The organism is Colwellia sp. 1_MG-2023, assembly GCF_030546755.1.
Taxonomy (GTDB): Bacteria; Pseudomonadota; Gammaproteobacteria; order Enterobacterales; family Alteromonadaceae; genus Thalassotalea_H.
In genome coordinates, this window is record NZ_JAUOPE010000002.1 from 312,476 (window position 1) to 330,840 (window position 18,365).

At 37.5% G+C, this 18,365-nt stretch carries 13 protein-coding genes and 1 other RNA gene; 3 read left to right on the top strand and 11 right to left on the bottom strand.

Features of this window, described 5'->3' with window-relative positions; all coding sequences use genetic code 11:
• Nucleotides 1-3: 3 nt before the first annotated feature.
• From Q4493_RS03545 to Q4493_RS03570, 6 genes are all read right to left on the bottom strand, one after another.
• A complete protein-coding gene (locus Q4493_RS03545; protein WP_303449454.1) occupies nucleotides 4-735 on the bottom strand; it encodes an ABC transporter ATP-binding protein in 732 nt (243 codons plus the stop codon).
• A gap of 73 nt (nucleotides 736-808) precedes the next feature.
• Nucleotides 809-2,065 carry an efflux RND transporter periplasmic adaptor subunit gene (locus tag Q4493_RS03550; protein WP_303449456.1) on the bottom strand — a complete coding sequence of 419 codons (1,257 nt, stop codon included), beginning with the start codon at nucleotides 2,063-2,065 and terminating at the stop codon, nucleotides 809-811.
• 192 nt (nucleotides 2,066-2,257) lie between these two features.
• Nucleotides 2,258-3,997: a pseudouridine synthase gene (locus Q4493_RS03555; protein ID WP_303449458.1), complete on the bottom strand. Its 1,740-nt coding sequence runs from the start codon at nucleotides 3,995-3,997 to the stop codon at nucleotides 2,258-2,260.
• 160 nt (nucleotides 3,998-4,157) lie between these two features.
• Entirely contained in the window at nucleotides 4,158-5,405 is a 1,248-nt protein-coding gene (locus Q4493_RS03560) for a glutamate-5-semialdehyde dehydrogenase (RefSeq protein ID WP_303449459.1), read from the bottom strand.
• Complete coding sequence (proB, locus tag Q4493_RS03565) at nucleotides 5,405-6,508, bottom strand: glutamate 5-kinase (RefSeq protein ID WP_303449460.1); 1,104 nt, start codon at nucleotides 6,506-6,508, stop codon at nucleotides 5,405-5,407. The genes Q4493_RS03560 and proB overlap by 1 nt, the downstream gene beginning before the upstream one ends.
• Nucleotides 6,509-6,719: 211 nt before the next feature.
• Entirely contained in the window at nucleotides 6,720-6,863 is a 144-nt protein-coding gene (locus Q4493_RS03570) for a hypothetical protein (RefSeq protein ID WP_303449461.1), read from the bottom strand.
• Nucleotides 6,864-7,477: 614 nt separating this feature from the next.
• Between Q4493_RS03570 and Q4493_RS03575 the strand changes: the two genes are divergently transcribed.
• Nucleotides 7,478-7,912: a hypothetical protein gene (locus Q4493_RS03575; protein WP_303449462.1), complete on the top strand. Its 435-nt coding sequence runs from the start codon at nucleotides 7,478-7,480 to the stop codon at nucleotides 7,910-7,912.
• A 308-nt stretch (nucleotides 7,913-8,220) separates the two neighbouring features.
• Here the strand turns inward: Q4493_RS03575 and Q4493_RS03580 are convergent, their stop codons facing one another.
• From Q4493_RS03580 to Q4493_RS03590, 3 genes are all read right to left on the bottom strand, one after another.
• Complete coding sequence (locus tag Q4493_RS03580) at nucleotides 8,221-9,579, bottom strand: alkaline phosphatase PhoX (RefSeq protein ID WP_303449463.1); 1,359 nt, start codon at nucleotides 9,577-9,579, stop codon at nucleotides 8,221-8,223.
• A gap of 109 nt (nucleotides 9,580-9,688) precedes the next feature.
• The gene (locus Q4493_RS03585) at nucleotides 9,689-11,575 is read right to left on the bottom strand and encodes a phytase (protein ID WP_303449464.1); all 1,887 of its coding nucleotides are present in this window, start codon (nucleotides 11,573-11,575) and stop codon (nucleotides 9,689-9,691) included.
• A gap of 73 nt (nucleotides 11,576-11,648) precedes the next feature.
• Nucleotides 11,649-14,447: a TonB-dependent receptor gene (locus Q4493_RS03590; protein WP_303449466.1), complete on the bottom strand. Its 2,799-nt coding sequence runs from the start codon at nucleotides 14,445-14,447 to the stop codon at nucleotides 11,649-11,651.
• Nucleotides 14,448-14,835: 388 nt separating this feature from the next.
• Here Q4493_RS03590 and Q4493_RS03595 point away from each other — a divergent pair, with 388 nt between their 5' ends.
• Complete coding sequence (locus Q4493_RS03595) at nucleotides 14,836-15,708, top strand: diguanylate cyclase (protein WP_303449468.1); 873 nt, start codon at nucleotides 14,836-14,838, stop codon at nucleotides 15,706-15,708.
• Nucleotides 15,708-16,781 (top strand): helix-turn-helix transcriptional regulator, encoded by a 1,074-nt coding sequence (locus tag Q4493_RS03600; protein ID WP_303449470.1) that lies wholly within the window; start codon nucleotides 15,708-15,710, stop codon nucleotides 16,779-16,781. Before Q4493_RS03595 ends, Q4493_RS03600 begins: the two co-directional genes overlap by 1 nt.
• A gap of 386 nt (nucleotides 16,782-17,167) precedes the next feature.
• On the opposite strand, the gene rnpB is transcribed toward Q4493_RS03600, so the two are convergent.
• Nucleotides 17,168-17,561: RNase P RNA component class A (rnpB, locus tag Q4493_RS03605), an RNA gene on the bottom strand.
• A 54-nt stretch (nucleotides 17,562-17,615) separates the two neighbouring features.
• A complete protein-coding gene (locus Q4493_RS03610; protein WP_303449472.1) occupies nucleotides 17,616-18,311 on the bottom strand; it encodes a transporter substrate-binding domain-containing protein in 696 nt (231 codons plus the stop codon).
• Nucleotides 18,312-18,365 lie beyond the last annotated feature (54 nt).

An 18,365-nucleotide genomic window follows, 5' to 3' on the forward strand; every position in this document is an offset into this window, starting at 1 on the left:
ATTTTACCCCACAGCTATTTCAGCAGGATTAACCTGATTTGAGTTCGCACGATTGACGTGATCTCTGATTAACTGACCATCAAACATTTCTAAACAACGACTTGCTCTATTCGCGGACGCTGGATCATGCGTTACCATGCAAATCGTAGCGCCATCTTGATGTAAGACATCAAATAACTGTAAGACAGCTTCGGCATTTTTTGAATCCAAGTTACCTGTTGGTTCATCAGCAAGTATGATACTCGGATCATTCACTAATGCTCGAGCGACAGCAACTCGTTGTTGCTGACCACCGGATAATTGCGAAGGAAAGTGATTTTTTCGATGTCCCATTTCAACTTTAGCTAAAACCTCGTTCACCTTATCCTCCATAAATTGTTTAGATTTATTTGCTTGATACGTCAATGGCAACATGACATTTTCAAAGACTGTTAAATCTGAAATTAAATTAAACGATTGAAAAACAAATCCTATTTGTTCAGATCGAATAGTTGCACGTTGGTCTCGGGTTAATGATGAAACATCGTTATCCGCTAATAAATATTGACCACCACTTGGCGAATCAAGCAAACCTAGCAACGACAACAATGTTGATTTACCACAGCCAGATTGACCACTTAACGCAATGTACTCACCCTTATTAATCACTAAATTGATATCATTTAGTGCACGAGTTTCTATCTCTTCGGTGAAAAAGGTTTTACTAATATTATTTAAGGTAATTAACGCAGTCATAATTTTTATCTCTTTATTCACAAGTTATTTTAGTTAGCTAACATTGTTTTCAAATCTGTTTTCAAATCTGGTTTTAATTAATCATAATTTGTTGATGATCTTGCCAAGCCGTTGAGTCTGAAATAATGACTTCATCGCCTACTGATAAACCCGACAATATTTGAATATTATTCACAGAAGTCTGGCCTAAATTAACGACTCGCTTATTAGCAAACGCTTTATCGTCACTCAAGGCGTACAGGTTAACCGTGGTATGACTAGGCGCATACACAGGTCGTTTGATATATAACGCATCGGCAATATTGCTAATTTCAATTAAGCCATCGACGGTTAAATCAGGTCTGGCTTCATTCGGTAATTCACTCGTTAAGGCAACATCAATTAACACCATGCCATTTTTCACCGCAGGATCGATACGAATGACTTTGCCTGAAATTTCACTTCTTCGAGTATCAATACTCACGAATTGCCCTAAAGCGATGTCTCGTGCTCGCACTTCTTGAACCTGCAACTCAGCAAATAAAGAGTGTTGATCAGCGATTAACGCTACGCTATCACCCACTTGAGTGCGTTCACCTAGCTCAAGGGATACTTGTTGGATAATTCCTTCGGTATTGGCTTTCACTTGCAATGCCGCCACTTGATCGACAACTCGTTGATAATTGTTTTCAACTAAGCCAAGGCGCGCATTTTGTGCGATTTTAGTGGCAGCCATATTAGCTTTCATTTTCTCCGCTTTTTGCTGTTGCGCTTGCCAATACTGCATTTGTTGTTTCACCGCTAACTGGCTTTTTTGATAATCGAGTGCAGAAACCGTCGCGTTTCCTTGCTGCATTAATAAGGTTTCAGCGTCTAATTTTAATTTGGCTGATTGATAACTAAATTCAGCAGATACGACTGCATTTTGTAAATCTACCATTTGTGATTCAAGGGCTACATAGGCGGCATGACTTTCAGCTTTATTAGCTTCAAGCTCCCAGCGCGCAGTTTCAAGCTCTCGATGAAGTTCAGGGTTTGATAATTGCACCAGTACATCTCCAACATGCACTTTAGCGCCAGCTTTTACAAAAACTTCTTCAACTCTCCCAGCCACTTGTGATGATACCCAACGGATATTTAGGGGTTTTAATAACCCCGAAGCGCGAACATTTACCGTGAAGTTTCCTTGCTGAACTTTAGCGGTAACAAATGATTTTTTATCGAGAAAATAAGAAGCATCGCCCAAATAGTTTTTTAAAAGATAGATAGTCGTGAGCAAGACAATCGCAGGAAAAATAATCCAATATTTTTTCCACAATGGTTTAGCGACTATTGTTCTTTGTACATCCATAATCATCAATACTGTTATTTATTGTTGATTGGTTAAGTACAAGTCTTATGCCAAAAAACTTAAAGTCACTAAGCCATTAATATAAAAGGACTTTAAAAAAACATTACGCAAAGTGCAATTGCAATTGTGTCACTTTCGAGACAGTTTAGTTTATGACAAGTCGCAATTTTGAGACACACATTAAGGTACTTTTTAAAACTCAGCGTCTAGTTGAAAGGCCATCTGCTTTTTGTTCACCGGATGTTCAAAGGCTAAATATTCAGCATGCAAATGCAGTCGGTTAGCCTTTTGACCATATAAATCATCACCTAAAATTGGCATATTTAAACCATCCACATGCGCACAATGCATACGTAGCTGATGTGTTCTGCCGGTTTTAGGGTAAAGATATACTTTGGTCAATTTTTTATCTGAGGTAAATTTTGGTTGAGGATGATATTTTTCAAAACGAGTGAGCGCTTTTTTACCATGAGTAAAGCACACTAACTGGCGTGGTCTATCATTAATATCCACCGTTAGCGGTAAATCAATACTGCCTGCTTCTTTGATTAACTCTCCTTCAATAATCGCAACATATCGTTTCTCAATAGTTTTGTTGATAAACTGCTGTTGCAGCTTTTTATGCGCCCTTGGATTTAACGCAAGTATCAAAAGTCCTGAGGTTGCCATGTCTAAACGATGAACAATGAGTGATCCAGTCGCCTGTGGAAATTGTTCTTTAATACGGCTATAAACAGAATCAGTTATCGTCTTGCCAGGCACAGAAAGAAATTCAGCCGGTTTATTCACCACGACAATATCTTGGTCATGATAGACAATCGGTAAAATTTTACCTTCAGCAGGATTCGCCAATAACGGATTTTCATCTAGCTCTATTCCTGCAAGCATATGTGCAAGGATCGGTTGGCATTTTCCCTGACACGCCGGATAAAAATTCTTATGTTGACGAATTTCAGAGCTAGGCGCTGCTCCCCACCAAAATTCTGCCATAGTGATAGGCGTTAAATTATGTCGAAAAGCATAGTGTAATAGTTTTGGCGCAGCACAATCGCCAGCACCCGCAGGAGGTGTTTGAAAAAGTGAATTTTTAAATAAAGTTAATAAATTTTGTGCATCACCGTTTTTATTAAGAAATTGATATTGCTTAAAAAGGTATTTTTGTAAGGCATTTGATAGCTTTTTTCGCTGCTTTTTTAAATCAGCAAGCAATTCTGTTAACGGATTTAATGTGGTCTCTATCGCCGTAATTTTTTCTTGCCAGTGTAGTTTTAAATCCGCTAACGCGTGTTTGTCTTCCACACTTTCACGACTCATTTGAATACTAAACGATTTATAGTCTGTTTCAGTTAATTCACCCTGTTGTAATGCTTGCGTAGCCGAGGCCCGTTTTTGTTTTCGCGTTTTGCGATTAGCCACCATAGTGTCACGAAAATCAGCTAATTCTTGGTCATACTGCTCAGTTAATTCAGCAAGCTCTGCGGTTAACTTAGCCAGCAAAGCACTATTTTCTTGAGAGGTTATCTGTTGATTAATGTCATTAATAACCAATTGTTTCTCATTAAAAAAATCATCTTCTTGCTGCATATCGTAAACAGGCGGAACAAAAGTTGTTAAACAGTCTTGCTTGGCGAGTTTGCCAGAAAATGCCGACAAATATCCTAATTCACCTTGGGGATTTTTCACCACTAACACCCCAAACATTTTACCATTTACTTCGTCGATATTGGTCGATGTAGCCACTTGCTCGTTCATTGACATGGCAACATGATAATGCCATTGATGATGACTCAATAAATATTGCTGCAACTCTTGCACGGCAACAAGTGCAAGCGGATGAGGTTGATAATAAAACGGGTAGGTAAAACGCTGAGGTAATGCGTGATCCGCGATCGATTCTTTAAAGGAGGTAAAGCAAGATTCACCAGGGAGCATAACAAAGCGAGCATTAAAAAGTTAAGGTAAGCGCATTATAAGCGAATCGTTAAAAAAGTTCGCATCTCTTAGCCATTTTTATTGCTAATAAAAATAAAAACACTCGCTTTAAATAAGCGAGTGTTTTTAGCGATTAACAGCTATTGTCTGTTTGAGCGAATTAAGCCCTCACTTGCCCTTCACCGTTCACTAAATATTTTTCAGTAGTTAATGACTCAATACCCATAGGCCCGTAGGCATGTAATTTAGAAGTGGCAATACCAATCTCAGCGCCAAGGCCTAATTGTGAGCCATCAGAAAAACGTGAAGATGCATTTACCATCACCACCGACGCATCCACTAAACGTTGAAAGTTCATCGCTTTTTGTTGATCTTCAGTGCATATCACTTCGGTGTGATGACTACCAAATTGATCAATATGCTCAATTGCTTGACCAAAATCATCGACCACACGAATAGCAATTTCTAAGCTTAAGTATTCTTCTCCAAATTCTGAATCAGTTAACGGCACTATGTTGTTAAAATAAGGAGCTGTACGAGGGCAACCATTCACTTTCACGTCAAGTTCTTCAAAACGTTTCGCCACTAACGGTAAAAATTTATTGGCAACTTTTTGATGAACAAGTAACCCTTCTAAAGCATTACAAACACCGGTACGTTGCGTCTTGCCGTTTAAAAGCAAAGCTAACGCTTTATCAATATCGGCTTTTTCATCAACAAATAAATGACATACGCCTTTGTAATGTTGGATCACGGGAATTTGGCTATTTTCACTGACAAAATTAATTAAGCCTTCGCCACCGCGTGGGATCACTAAATCAATGTGATCTTTTTGCATTAACAGTTCTGTCATCAATGCTCGATCAGGTTGGTCGATAACTGTGACAATTTCTTTAGGCAATTGGTGTTGTACTAAAACTTTTTGTAAAACGTTCGCAATAGCTAAGCTACTATTTAATGCTTCTTTGCCACCTCTTAATATGACGGCATTGCCTGACTTAATGCATAATCCTGCGGCATCGGCGGTCACATTAGGTCGCGCTTCGTATATCATACATATTACGCCTAATGGCACACGCATTTTGCTAATTTTCAAACCATTAGGCCTAACACCTTGCTCTCTCTGCGTTCCTACTACATCGGGAATTTCTGCAACCGTTTCTAAACCAATGGCCATATCTTCAATACGAGCTTCATTTAATTGTAAACGGTCGAGCATTGCCTCACTTAACGACTTTTCTTGCGCAAAATTAATATCAAGCGCATTAGCTTGAAGAATGATTGTACTATTATTACGCAATGCCTTTGCCATATCATTTAACAACAGCGCTTTGTCTTTACTGGTTTGAATAGCCATAACTTTAGCGGCTTGTGCGGCTTTACTTGCAATTGTAGTAATTAAACTCATTAAGACTCCATTAAGGCGATAAATTGTTTAGATAAAATAGGTTCATCAGTTTTATCTAGTTCTTCAGAAAAATTAGTATTATCACTACAGGCGATAAAGTTGAGTAAGCAACTACTGTAATTGGTTTTCACTTTCGCTAGTTTTTCACCACTATGTTTCCTCAGTAGTACAGTATCTCCCGACGAAAAATTACCTTTAACACTGACTAAGTCGTCGATATCTAATATATCGTTTGGTTGGTTTTCGCTAATCTGATAATCCTCACTGACAATCAACTCACCTTGTACACGAGTGGTATGACGCATCCAATGAACACCATCAAGCATGGGATCTTTATGAGGATAAAAATGAGTGCCTGGGTTTTCGTCTTTCAATAATGAATTAAAACTTTGCTCTTTAAAGCCATTCACGATGAAAGTATCAATACCATGAGCAATGGCTTTTTCTGCTGCTTGAATTTTAGTTTTCATGCCGCCGGTACCAACACTGCTCGTAGCACCGCCTGCCATAGCATAAATGTCATCATTAATTTGATAAACGTCTGACAATAACTTTGCGTCGTCATTCAAATGAGGATTAGCATCAAAAAGCCCATCAATATCTGAACAAATAATTAACGAATCTGCTTTGGCAGCCGTAGCAACCATCGCCGATAAATTATCATTATCGCCAACTTTCAACTTATCTGTTGTTACCGCATCATTTTCATTAATGATAGGTAAAATATTATTTACTAATAAAGTATCAATGGTATTTCGGATACTTTCATAACGATCTCTATTTCGTAAATCGCCATGTGTTAATAATAATTGTGCTGTTGGGAAATCAAAAAGCCTGTCCCAGGTAGCCATCATTTCAGCTTGACCTGCGGCTGCCATGGCTTTTTTTATCACGATATTATCTTCACCTGATTCATCAAATAAATGCGCGCCAGCCCCTACAGAGCCGGAAGAAACCAAAACCACTTGTATGCCTGATAAACGGCAACGAACGATAAAATTTGCAATACTAAGTAAGTATTGACTGCTACAACCATTTTGATTGGGGGCAAATAACGCACTACCGACTTTAATGACTATTCTTTGCCAAGTTTTAAAACTCACGTGAAACCCTTAATAAGTTATTTAGTACTTTAATACTGACAGCTTATGTCAATATATGAATGAGTATGAGAATACTCAGAAATTAAAAAAGACTGATATTTAAGTCTTGTTTTCCTGGATTGTTAAATTTGACTATCTATTTAACTTTTATAAAACAAAGATTGTCTCGCTTCATGTAAAACGAGTATGAAACAAGAAAATACAAATAGTACTAATTAAAAGTAGGAGGAGGATTGAATAAATTAATATATCGATTGAAATGACGTATTGGAGCAAAGTGATGTTGATAGTGAGTTCTAGCATATAATAAATCTACGGTACTACTGCCTTTTGAAATATCGCGTATGATATTCATCTTGTTTCCTTTTATTTAATTATTAGCGCTCTAATGATTAGTACTCTAACTAAAAAAGGATGAAAAATCAACCAGCAGATCTTACAAGATCAAACAGTAAAACCTTACAACGCCATTAAACTCTAATTAACGAACAATGAACAACATTCTCCAAAAGCCCTATTAAACAAGAGGTTAATAAGTTTTATCTTGGTATTTTAACAATCAAGCTTCCACTCAATAACGAACAATATAACTTGTTAAAACAATAAAGAATAAGATAGAAAATGTGACATTAATTAGCTTAGTTCTAGTATGCTCAAATGAAAGATCAGAAAGAAATTAAAGACAGCCGTATAAATTTATCACTTCCTTTTTTGACTATTTACCTAACGCTTAAATAGCTAACTTTTGAAACTTAGGGTGTTGATATTCTTGAGCAGAGTTAACAGTGGCATTGATTCAATATGTTCAGATACCTAGTGAACTACAGCGACTTTTAGGGGACTTAGTATTTCCTATCTTTGCAACTAATTTTCAACCCTCATCGCTAAAATTAGCATTTATCACTTGAAATACAAATGAAAATGATTATCATTTGGATTATGGTATATTAATTTATAAAAGGATTGATGATGGAAAACGTACAATGGCAGTCACTCTTAACCCAAGGCAATAATTGCTTTAATGAAAACCAATGGCAAAAAGCTGAATATTTTTATTCAGAAGCTTATGATTTATTAGCTTTTGGTTATAGGAACAACCCGTTATGTATAGAAACTATGATGGCATGGATCTGTAGTTGTCATAATTTATCTTCCCTGTATGAAAAAACCAATAAGTTAACGTTATCTTTAAAGTTCTTAACCGTGCCACACGATTATTTAAAGAAGGTGAGTGAGTCTGAAAAAGCAGACTCAGACATTAAACTTCTGGCTTTAAAAGGGCTTTCATTAACACTCCCTCCTATACTTGAGTTCAGCAAAAGCCACCCAATTTGTGATGATTGTATTGAAGAGTTAGCAAACTTAAAAAATGTCATCAGCTTTGCAAAACGTAAAATGCACTAAGCATAACCAATTGATAATCTGTTAGTTTTATTCACACTTATAGGTAACGATACAATTTGACTCGTGAATTCATGAGGGAAATATTGATTTATTATATTTAATTAACAAGCTCAAGGAGCTATAAGAATACATATTCAACACTATTTACACATAAATGTGCTGAATTAATTCTTCTGCATTTCTGTTAATAAGAAGATTAATGACTATTTAAGTGAATGAGTGTATTAATTGAACCGCTTATTTACTAAATATAAAACAAGCGGTAACTAAAATTGGTGAATTGACACATAAGCTAACTTTTATAAAAACTAACTATCTGTTTTGATTATTTTATGCCAAGGGCCTCGTATTGCTAGTGTTTTTGTGGGTGAATACACGTTAACAAATAAGGTATTTCCATCAGGAGAAAAACAGGCGCCTGCTGGCTCAGTTTGAGTGCGTAATCTAGCAAAGTTGTATAATTCGCCATTAGGGGTAACACCTCTTAGGTGATTATCAACAGTGTCTGTATAGGCATCTTCACATACTAATAAATGCCCTTGTGGTGTTACAGTTAGGTTATCACCAAAATTAAACAGAGAGTCATCTTCACTTTCTAAAAACAATTGAATACGACCGCTTTGATTATCTGTTGCATTCGGCTGATAACGAAAAATTTGTCCGAATTTTTTATTTCCGCCGTTAGTACAACAGAAGTACAATTCACCATCAGCCCAATGTATTCCTTCACCACGAGCAAACAATGCTGCACCTTTGTCAAAACCTTGAATGCGAAGATCATCATTTGGACTTTCTGGATCAGTAATATCAATCCATTTTGCATCAAGCCAGTTAAATAACTTAGCATTAGTATTCACCCAGTTGCGACTATCAAACTTGGGTTGCTCTTTAATTACCAGCGCTTGTAGCTGACCACCTTCAGCAAGTTTTCCATAAGTATTAGGAATAAAGCGATAAAATAACCCATCACCTTTGTCTTCGGTGAGATAAATAATGCCTGTTTTAGGATCAACCGCTGCCGCTTCGTGATTAAAACGTCCCATCGCTTTTAAAGGTTTGGCTGTAACCAAGCCTGTTGCATTGGCCGGCACTTCAAAAATATAACCGTGATCTTTGCTAATTTCGCTGTCTGCTTTTGCAAGCGTTTCTTCACAAGTTAACCAAGTTCCCCAAGGCGTAACGCCTCCTGAACAATTTCGGATTGTGCCAGTAAGAGTAATAAATTCACGTTCAACCTTTTGAAGTTTGGTATTATAAATAACATTGCTGGTGCCGCCGGGTAATGCAACTCCATTAGCAAAAGTATCATAGGCTTTTGCTGTTTTATGCTGCTGAATTGATTTAGGTTGTTTAGCTAAATGTTCTGGCTTAAGTTCATGGTTACGAACAAGCACAACACGACTCTCATCAAGTGGAAAGCACCCCATACCATCAGCCCTATCAGGTACAGCCATACCATCACTCATCAGTTGATTGAATTCTGAGATAATTTTGTAGCTAAATCCTTCTGGCAAGTCTAATAACCCCTTTGGGTCTTCAATAAGTTTTCCATAACCTTTACTTAGTTTTGTGAAATGCTTGTTTGATTTTGAACCTAAGCTACAGCCGGTTAAACCAGTAAAGGCAAGTGCCGTTAACCCTAAGGTAAAATCTCGTCTTGTTACCATTGTTTATTCTCTCATTTAACTCGATGAGTTTTGAAAATACTTGCAGAAAAAGCAGCTAACTATATTAACTGCTTTCACATTATTAGCTACAGTTGCTTAATAGCATTATTTATATCGATGGCACTCTTTTAGCAATCCATTCCCTTAGTAGACTACCACTGACCAATTTAAAATTTTGTGCTGCTTGAGGCATAACATTGTGCCCATCTTGCACTACCAATAATCCGTTCGGTAATTCTGCCCCTAAAAATTGACTAGTAACGGCTAAACCGTCGGTTTCAGATGCACCGTCAATCATCTCTGGCCAGTTAGCACCAACTTCAAAAACTCCTAGATATTTATATTGATTATCAATGGCATAAACAGAATATCGGTTATTGCCTTGGCTTGAGACCACCAAATAATGCTTATCCAAATATTGATATAAGCTCATACCTTCAATATCTGCAGCAATTTCATTGTGTAAGCCGGCAATGAATTTATCTGGTGTATTGTTATCAATGTGTTTTAGCCATACCCCTTTAGCTTCTTCACCGTAGAATAGTCGTTGGGTTTCATCATCACTAACACACCCTTCAGGTTGACTAGCAACTGTCCATTCAAGCGTTTTTTCTGCGGTAACTGTGTCACCATTGAACTGAAAATCGTAACGTTGAAAACGGCCATCAGTATCATTTATCCATGCTGTAATTTGACGTTGATGCTTACTTAAACAAAAACCATAAGGGTCTGTTAAATCTGTTTTTATATTCGTAAGGTGTGTCGGTAAGCCGGTTATTTTATCAATAGCAAATACACTGATACTTTTAGAAGTACGATTGCTCGCTGCGGCAATATCAAAACTTTTGCCATTGACCATAACATCATATCGAATATCGATGTTGTTAATACGACCTACAGGTAAGCTTGTCACTAATTTGCCTGATAAGTCATACACATTTAGACCATATTTTTTATCTGTTGTGTATACCAAACTCGCTTCAGGTGTTTGTTTGTTTACCCATATTTCAGGATCATCTGCTGCATCGCCAAAACTTAACACTGACTCAGTTTGGCCATAAGGCAATAAACTTTCTACTGGCTCTGCTTGAGGAAAATCGGTATTACCTACTTGCTCAATTTGAACACTCAAAATTCTTTTGCTGTTGTCATCATAAAGGTTCGTGACAAGCGTATCGCCCATACGAGTAACTTGAACTGTTTTAGGTGCGACATTTTTTGGTAGTTTTTCTTGCGTTAATTGCTTGTTTGCTTGATCCCATAACCACACAACATTTTTATCTGGAGAAACAATGGCAACATCACCTTGTTCAGTGGTATCTACATATTCAACTTCTAATCCTTTTTCCAATTGAATAAGCTCGCGAGTACGCTCATGCTCTGGGTTGCTAGAGTATCGCCAGATACCAATATTTTCTTCGACGATATAAAGTGATTCAGCGTTTTCGCTAACCGCACAAGATTTCACATTTGGTCCAACGGGAAAACGTGTTATTTCAGTTAATTGCCAAACCTGATTTATTGCTTGATACACGTTGTAGTGGACAACCTGACCTAAAACATCAACCGTGAATATGTCAATGCCATGTGACGCAGCACTTAAACATAAAGCATCAATCGCACTATTTTTGGGCTTAAATCGCTGCTTAATATCAAGCTGTTGCTGCTTATGATCAATTTCAATAAATAACAATTCTCCGGTATTCGTGTCTAAAGTAGTGACCACACCTTTATTTAGCGCATTGGGCAATTGACGGTAATCTAAATGTTCAGCGGGTTGTTGTATCTGTGCAACAACCGCCAAATCTTCATTCAATAGCTTAATACCTTGGGATTCGCTCACAGCAATTTGCTGACGATTACCCTCAACAGCATTAGGCACTAATTGTAAAAATTCGATATCTATTGGTGTCGCGACTTGTTTAACATTGGCATTACTAAAAAATGGCGATATAAGGACTAGAAAATTCACTAGCCAAATTGCCTTAAAATTCATATTCATTACGTTATTTCTCTTACTCATTCAACAGCAAGGCAAACATAACATTTGCCTTGCTAGCCATTACTTATTACAACGAGTTAATGGTAAAACCTAACTCAAACGACGCGCCATATTCTTCATATTGATAGTTGTATGCCCTATCGCCATGGTAAATATATAAAGGTTCGTCGGTTATATTGACGGCGTTAAAATACACTTGCATGGTGTCGCTAAAGTAATATTTAGCTGTGAAGTCGACTTGAGTATGGGTGTCTTCATAAACAGATGAATCATTGTCGACAAACTGGAAGCTTTCACTTTTGTATGAAGTACTTAAGCGGGCGCTGAATTTATTGTTTTCATACCCCAACATTAAGTTTGCTAATGTGTCAGCTTGATTTGGTAAATCATCATCAGTATCAACAAAGGTACCGTTTGCACTAATAAATAATCCAAAGTCAAAGTTTTTTGTCCACGCTAACTCAAGGCCAGTTAATGACGCACCTCCACCATTGATTGGTTGAAAGACCTCTTCATAACCGTCCCACTGACCATTATTTTGCACTTCAGCAAGCACAACATAATTACTGATATCTTTATAAAATAGGCCCGCAGACATAACGCCAATATTACCTGGGTAATATTCAATTGAAAAATCAATATTGTTTGACTCAAAAGCTTCTAAGTTTGGGTTACCTACTTCAGCTTTTCGTTCAGTTTCAATTACACCATCATCTTCAGTCACTTCACTTTCAATTAATTGATATGCAGCTGAATCGCCAAAGGTTGGTCGCGCAATAGTTTGTGTAAAAGCAAAACGAGCAAGCAGCTTTTCTGACGCTTGATATTTAACATTTAAGCTTGGTAGCAAGTGAGCATAATCTTTGCTGACATGCCATGGCGAAATATTAACGCTTTCATCATCATTAACACCATCTTCGATTAGCTCAACACGATTTCCGGTAGTTTCAAAACTGGTATCTTCATAACGAAGACCTGTGATAACTCGCCACTTGTCAATATCAAGCGTAATCATTGCGTAAGCAGCAGTAACATCTTCTTCACTAAAATAAGAGCCCGCGTTTGAATCGATCATGGTATCAAGTTCGTTGATTTCAAACTGACTCCTATTACTATTAACATAACTCGACAGCCCGCTTTGGCTAAGACTAGGACCAAAATTTCCTAGTTCATAGCGAGGAGAAGCGGTTTCAAAATTCGCCGCGGTTACCTCGTCAAAGCCACCGTCGTAAATAGTTACATCGACGTTATTCGATTTTTCACGTGACTGATGCTTGAAACCAAACTTGAAAACACCGTTGTTGTTATTCCAAACAAAATCACGACTTAGATCGAGCTTGACGCTAATTTCTTCATCTTCAGCACGGTTATTTTCATAAGCTATCTCATCAATTTCAAAATTAGTGAGATCATGGGCTGCAGCACTTTGAGTTAAACGTGGCACATTGCCTGTTGATTGATAACCAAGAAGCAAATCTTCGCCAGCAAAAGCCACATCAATACGGTTTGGCTCATCTTCCTTTGACTTTGAAAAACCAGCATCGTATTCAACTAACCATTGATTAAGTTGGTTTGAACCACCTAATACAATTGATAAAATTTCTTGTTTTTCGTAACGATCTTTCGTACCTCGTTCCATTTCAGCGTCAATAAATTGTGCGCTACTTTGAGTATAAGAGTTAGAATCTAAGGCACCATCAGATAATTTATATTGGTTACTGGTTCTAAACTCATCATCTGAAAAATGACTATACAAGGTTCGTAAGTAATATTTATCGGTTAAAGAGGTGTGCAAATCAAAGTTTAAGGCAACTCCTAGACGTTCACGAGTAATAGCATAATGGCGTTGCTCAATTTCTTCAGCGCCAAAAGTTTCAACATCTTCTCCTGTTACTGCATCTTCGTATTCAAATTCAGCCCAGCCGCCACCTGTTTCAATATTGTGAGAGCCAAACTCGCGTTCAAACCATGAAATAGCACTAGCTACACCAAGTTGTGAGCCACCAGAGAGTTGAAAAACATCAGTGAAACTACCTGATAATTTAGGGCTGCTTTCTTCCATCAATTCATTGTAAGAGCCTTGAATTGTTGCGCTATAGCTTTGCTCTTGCTTATCAAAAGCACTTAAGCTTTTAACTTCAACAGAGCCACCCACTGCATTAGCATCCATATCAGGTGTAACCGTTTTACTCACTTCTAAACTTTGAATCAGCTCAGACGGAATAACATCCATGGCAACACTTCGAACCCCTGATTCTGGCGAAGGCACATTAACCCCATTGATGGTGACGTTATTTAAATTGGGGTCGATACCACGAATAGCAACAAAACGCCCTTCACCTTGATCACGTTGAATTGACATACCCGGTAGGCGTTGCAACGCTTCTGCTGCATTTTGATCAGGCGACTGTCCTATTATGTCTGCACTAACCACTGACATTAAATTGTCGGCATTACGCTGACGGTTAATTGAACCTGCTTGGCCTGCACGTTGACCATATACGATAACATTTTCGATACTACGAATGTCAGAACCTATAACAAAGCTTTGCTGAATCTCGCCATCAGTACCAACAGTAATACTTTTAGTTACTTTTTCAGCGCCTAAATAGTTTATTTCTAACGTATATGTCCCTTGAGGCACATTACTGAAACGGAAAGAACCGTCTCGAGCAGTGATCGTTGTAATGTCTAATTCTATCAAGCGCACTTTCGCACCTTCAAAATATACCGAATTTGACGCGTCAGTTACACGGCCAGAAAAATTAGATTCAGCCGCTAGCACTGTAGTGTTGAATAGAGCAGCACCACAAGTTATCGCTAGTGCAGAGTATTTAAACTGCTTCCACGGAGTTAATTTGGTCATTCTCGTATCTCATCATTTTGTAGTTGACGACAATTTTTATTGTCGCGGGTTTAAGAAACGTGAAGACGCTAACCAATAAAAATGACAGTAATATTTCACTCACTTCACCAACGGGCGAATTTGAATCAAATATCACTCAAATATCATTATTTTTAAGATGAATGAGCTAATTCAACCTTGCATTTTCTCACGGTTATTCAAGGAGTATTGCTGAATATATTTAACTTTATCGCTTTGCTGTAAAAAAGTTGTAACTCTTGTGAGCTAATATGACCCTTCCGCTGAGCCCTACATATTTTTATGCTAATCAGCACTAATTACTTGAATAGTTATTTTTATGAACTTTGCTTTTCTACCTTTTCACAAAACTCTTATTAATAGTTTATTGATGACTATTGCCATCGTTTGCTTGGGTGCATATTCCTTTGGCCAATTAAAGCAGACCAGTGAAATCGATTTTATTGATATAGCTGGCGAAGGGGGCATTACATTAATGACACTGATATGGATATTTTTCACACTGGTTAGCCGCCCATCGGGTCGGGTGACAAATTTATTATTTATCGGTTTGTTATTTACCCATGTGTCGGTATTACTCGACTTTCTCGATGAGTTTTTCATTTATCCCGACGATCACTGGCTAACCGCCATTGAAGCACTACCTGCTCCATTAGGTATGGTATTAATGAGTATCGCTTTATATCAATGGCACCAAGAGCAAACAGCTATTAATCATCAACTTAGCCGAACAGAGCGCTTTTATCGAGAACATAGTTTGGTTGATTTTACTACGGGCTTATACAGTGCCGAATACATGAAACAGCAAATAAAGCTTGAAATTAATCAGGCAAAGAAACAACAAACATCATTCTCGTTAATGATGTTCGATCTTCGCCATTTCGCTCAATTTAATCATGATTATGGTTATCAACATGGTGATTTAATGCTCAGAGAAGTCGCGCAATTAATTCAAATGAATATTCGTGATGGTGATATTGCCTGTCGATATGCTAGTGATCGTTTTATTGTATTAATGCCCAATACCCTAGAAGTGACAACCAAGGAAATTGAACAGCAAACAAAACGTGCCATTGAACACCTCGCTTTTAAACATGGCCAAACAAGTGAGGCAATTTACCCTAAAGTGATCACCTGTAATCATCAGTATCGAGGCTGGCACAGTTACGAGGAAGTGTTGTATGACATCAATAATCATTTAAGCGCTGCAAAGCAATTAGCTAAAAAACCGTACAGTGCCTAATGCCATTTTTTGAACAACATAAAAAATCGCTAGCAATACCCCTTTGGGTGATATTATTAGTTGATATGGCTAAGCAACGTCATATTGCGCCAGATAAATTACTCAAAGGCAGTAAGTTATTTTTAAGTGATTTATCCAACCCGAAGTTAAAAATTTCTCATCAGCAATTTTCTCGGGTTATAGAAAATGTCAGTAAATACTTACCTCATAGTGATAGTGCATTTTTATTAGGTAGTCGGCTATATCCAAATCATTTAGAATCGGCTGGTCAGACAATCGCTCATGCTGAAAACTTAAGCGATATAATCGCCGCTGCTCGTCATTTTCATTATCAAATTTTTCCTTTTCTATTTATGCGTAATGAGAGTACGGAGCAATATCAATATTTCATTTTTAATCAAGCAATTAGCATAGAAAACATTAACCATTATCAATTTATTTGTGAGTTATTCTCCAGTTTAATCATCTCGATAGCTAAACAAAAACAACTTCCACTCAGTCGGTTAACCATAAGATTTCCTTACTCGGCACCTCGGCATATAGAACAATATCAAGCGTATTTACCCTGTAAGTTTGAGTTTTCACCAAGCGCTAATGCCGTATCAACCTTTAACACTCAACAAGTTTATCACTTACCGCTACAGATAAAGTTTGATAATGGATTATTAATGTTTCCACTTGCAAACGGAAACGCAGACTTGACTAAACATTACCAACAAAAAGTGCCTTCAATCACACTTAAGATAGGATTTATCCATTATGTGATGCAACAAATGATCAAAAGAGTGCGAAATAAACAAGAAATTAATGCTGACTGGTTAGCAAACCATTTATCAATCAGTAATGCCACGTTAAAAAGAAAGCTCAGCCAGCACAATGTGACTTATCAACAATTATTCGACATGGTCAGGCAACAACAAGCAGTGTTCTTATTAACAGAACAAAATTATAATAACGAAAAGATCGCTGAAAACCTCAATTTTTCTGATATCACCAATTTTCGCCGCTCTTTTAAACGTTGGACGGGTTTTACACCACAAGCTTTAAAAAATTTAAATCAACACCCAAGTTAACTTCTTCACCAAAGATAAATATTTGCTCATTTATTACTTCAACAAAAACCGACTTAAGCGGAGCTGGTAAACTATTTTATAGATCTCATTCTCATATGGCTGATACTGCAAAAGCACATAAAAGGTATTAAAATTTAGAGAGGTAGTTATATCTCACGAATATATCTACCCAAACAATACGGCACTTACTATCAAGAATCGTTAAAAAACAGTACTATAAATTGGTTCTATAGAATATTTTCAACGTTACATAAAACTCACTGTCTTTAAAGTTTTATTTTCCTTACACCTGACCGTGCAGCACTTTGTGATTGAAACGATAAGAATATGAAAAGATTTTAGAAAACCGCTTAAACCATTATCAATAGCTTAAGCGGTTACTAAAATTGGTGAGTTGACACATAAGCCGGGTTTTGTATCTCTTTCGAAAAAGAGTGACAATCATTCGTCTAGGCTATAAATCGCTTTATAGCTCAAGCAACCTACCCGGTTTCCACGCGAGCCACGCGTATACTATTTAAAGTAATGAAACCCTATTTGGTCTTGCTCCGGGTGGAGTTTACCCTGCAATTACTGTTACCAGCAATCCGGTGCGCTCTTACCGCACCCTTTCAGCCTTACCTGTTCTTCCGAGGAAGTCATCGGCGGTCTTCTCTCTGCTGCACTTGTCGTCGGTTTGCACCGCCCAGGCGTTACCTGGCACCCTGCTCATTGGAGCCCGGACTTTCCTCCCCCTAATAATATCGAAATAAATTAGGCAGCGATTGTCTCGTCAACTCGAGGCGCATTCTACCTGATGAAATCATCATCTCCAACAGGAAAAACAACTATATTTTAGGGCTCGTCTTTAAACGCTTCTTTAATCACTTCTTTTAGTTGTGTCACAATGGCTTGATGTCTTTTTCGTATGTAATGATAAAGCGGCACGGCTTCAATTACCTTCATACAATGCAAAGCACTATTTTGTAAACGTGCTTTTAATGTATCGGTTAATAAAAACTCAGGAGTAATAATCGCATCAACGCGATTTGCTTTTAACATCGCTACCGCTTGAGCATTAGAAGTAACTTCTAAGTATTTAATATTATGTTCAACTAATCGTGCTTTTATCGATAAAAAACCTCGTAAAATGGCAACTTGAGAAGATTTTAATGACTTCCAATTAGGAAAACATTGATTGGCTTTTTGGCTATAGCTATTCACTGAAAGGGTTAATAGTGGCGTAGGGATTCTAATATAATCGACAAGTATGCTACCAAGCTGTTCAGATCGAGCAAGTTCTGCATCAACCCAATCACTTTCCTTCGCTGTTTCCAAAGATCTTCTTGCCGGTAAGCGAATGAGTTCTGCCTTGATACCTACTTTTTGGTACGATTTAAGTAATTTATTTTCTACCCTAGGGACGACAGTGATAATATCTGGTGTGGTAATTTTAAATGTGTTGGCGATAGTGGTAGCTGGCAATATAGCTCCCTGTAAAAACAGCATAATCATGCATAGTTGCCATGTGCTTATTCCTTTTAATGCCATGCTTAGAAAATCCAATGTAATATCTATAAAGTCCCTACATACCTATGATAATAA

Excerpts from the sequence above, each read along its gene's own strand:
- Q4493_RS03545 (WP_303449454.1), bottom strand. The coding sequence starts at position 735 with ATGACTGCGTTAATTACCTTAAATAATATTAGTAAAACCTTTTTCACC.
- Q4493_RS03550 (WP_303449456.1), bottom strand. The coding sequence starts at position 2,065 with ATGGATGTACAAAGAACAATAGTCGCTAAACCATTGTGGAAAAAATAT.
- Q4493_RS03555 (WP_303449458.1), bottom strand. The coding sequence starts at position 3,997 with ATGCTCCCTGGTGAATCTTGCTTTACCTCCTTTAAAGAATCGATCGCG.
- Q4493_RS03560 (WP_303449459.1), bottom strand. The coding sequence starts at position 5,405 with ATGAGTTTAATTACTACAATTGCAAGTAAAGCCGCACAAGCCGCTAAA.
- Q4493_RS03570 (WP_303449461.1), bottom strand. The coding sequence starts at position 6,863 with ATGAATATCATACGCGATATTTCAAAAGGCAGTAGTACCGTAGATTTA.
- Q4493_RS03575 (WP_303449462.1), top strand. The coding sequence starts at position 7,478 with ATGGAAAACGTACAATGGCAGTCACTCTTAACCCAAGGCAATAATTGC.
- Q4493_RS03580 (WP_303449463.1), bottom strand. The coding sequence starts at position 9,579 with ATGGTAACAAGACGAGATTTTACCTTAGGGTTAACGGCACTTGCCTTT.
- Q4493_RS03585 (WP_303449464.1), bottom strand. The coding sequence starts at position 11,575 with ATGAATTTTAAGGCAATTTGGCTAGTGAATTTTCTAGTCCTTATATCG.
- Q4493_RS03590 (WP_303449466.1), bottom strand. The coding sequence starts at position 14,447 with ATGACCAAATTAACTCCGTGGAAGCAGTTTAAATACTCTGCACTAGCG.
- Q4493_RS03595 (WP_303449468.1), top strand. The coding sequence starts at position 14,836 with ATGACTATTGCCATCGTTTGCTTGGGTGCATATTCCTTTGGCCAATTA.
- Q4493_RS03600 (WP_303449470.1), top strand. The coding sequence starts at position 15,708 with ATGCCATTTTTTGAACAACATAAAAAATCGCTAGCAATACCCCTTTGG.
- Q4493_RS03610 (WP_303449472.1), bottom strand. The coding sequence starts at position 18,311 with ATGGCATTAAAAGGAATAAGCACATGGCAACTATGCATGATTATGCTG.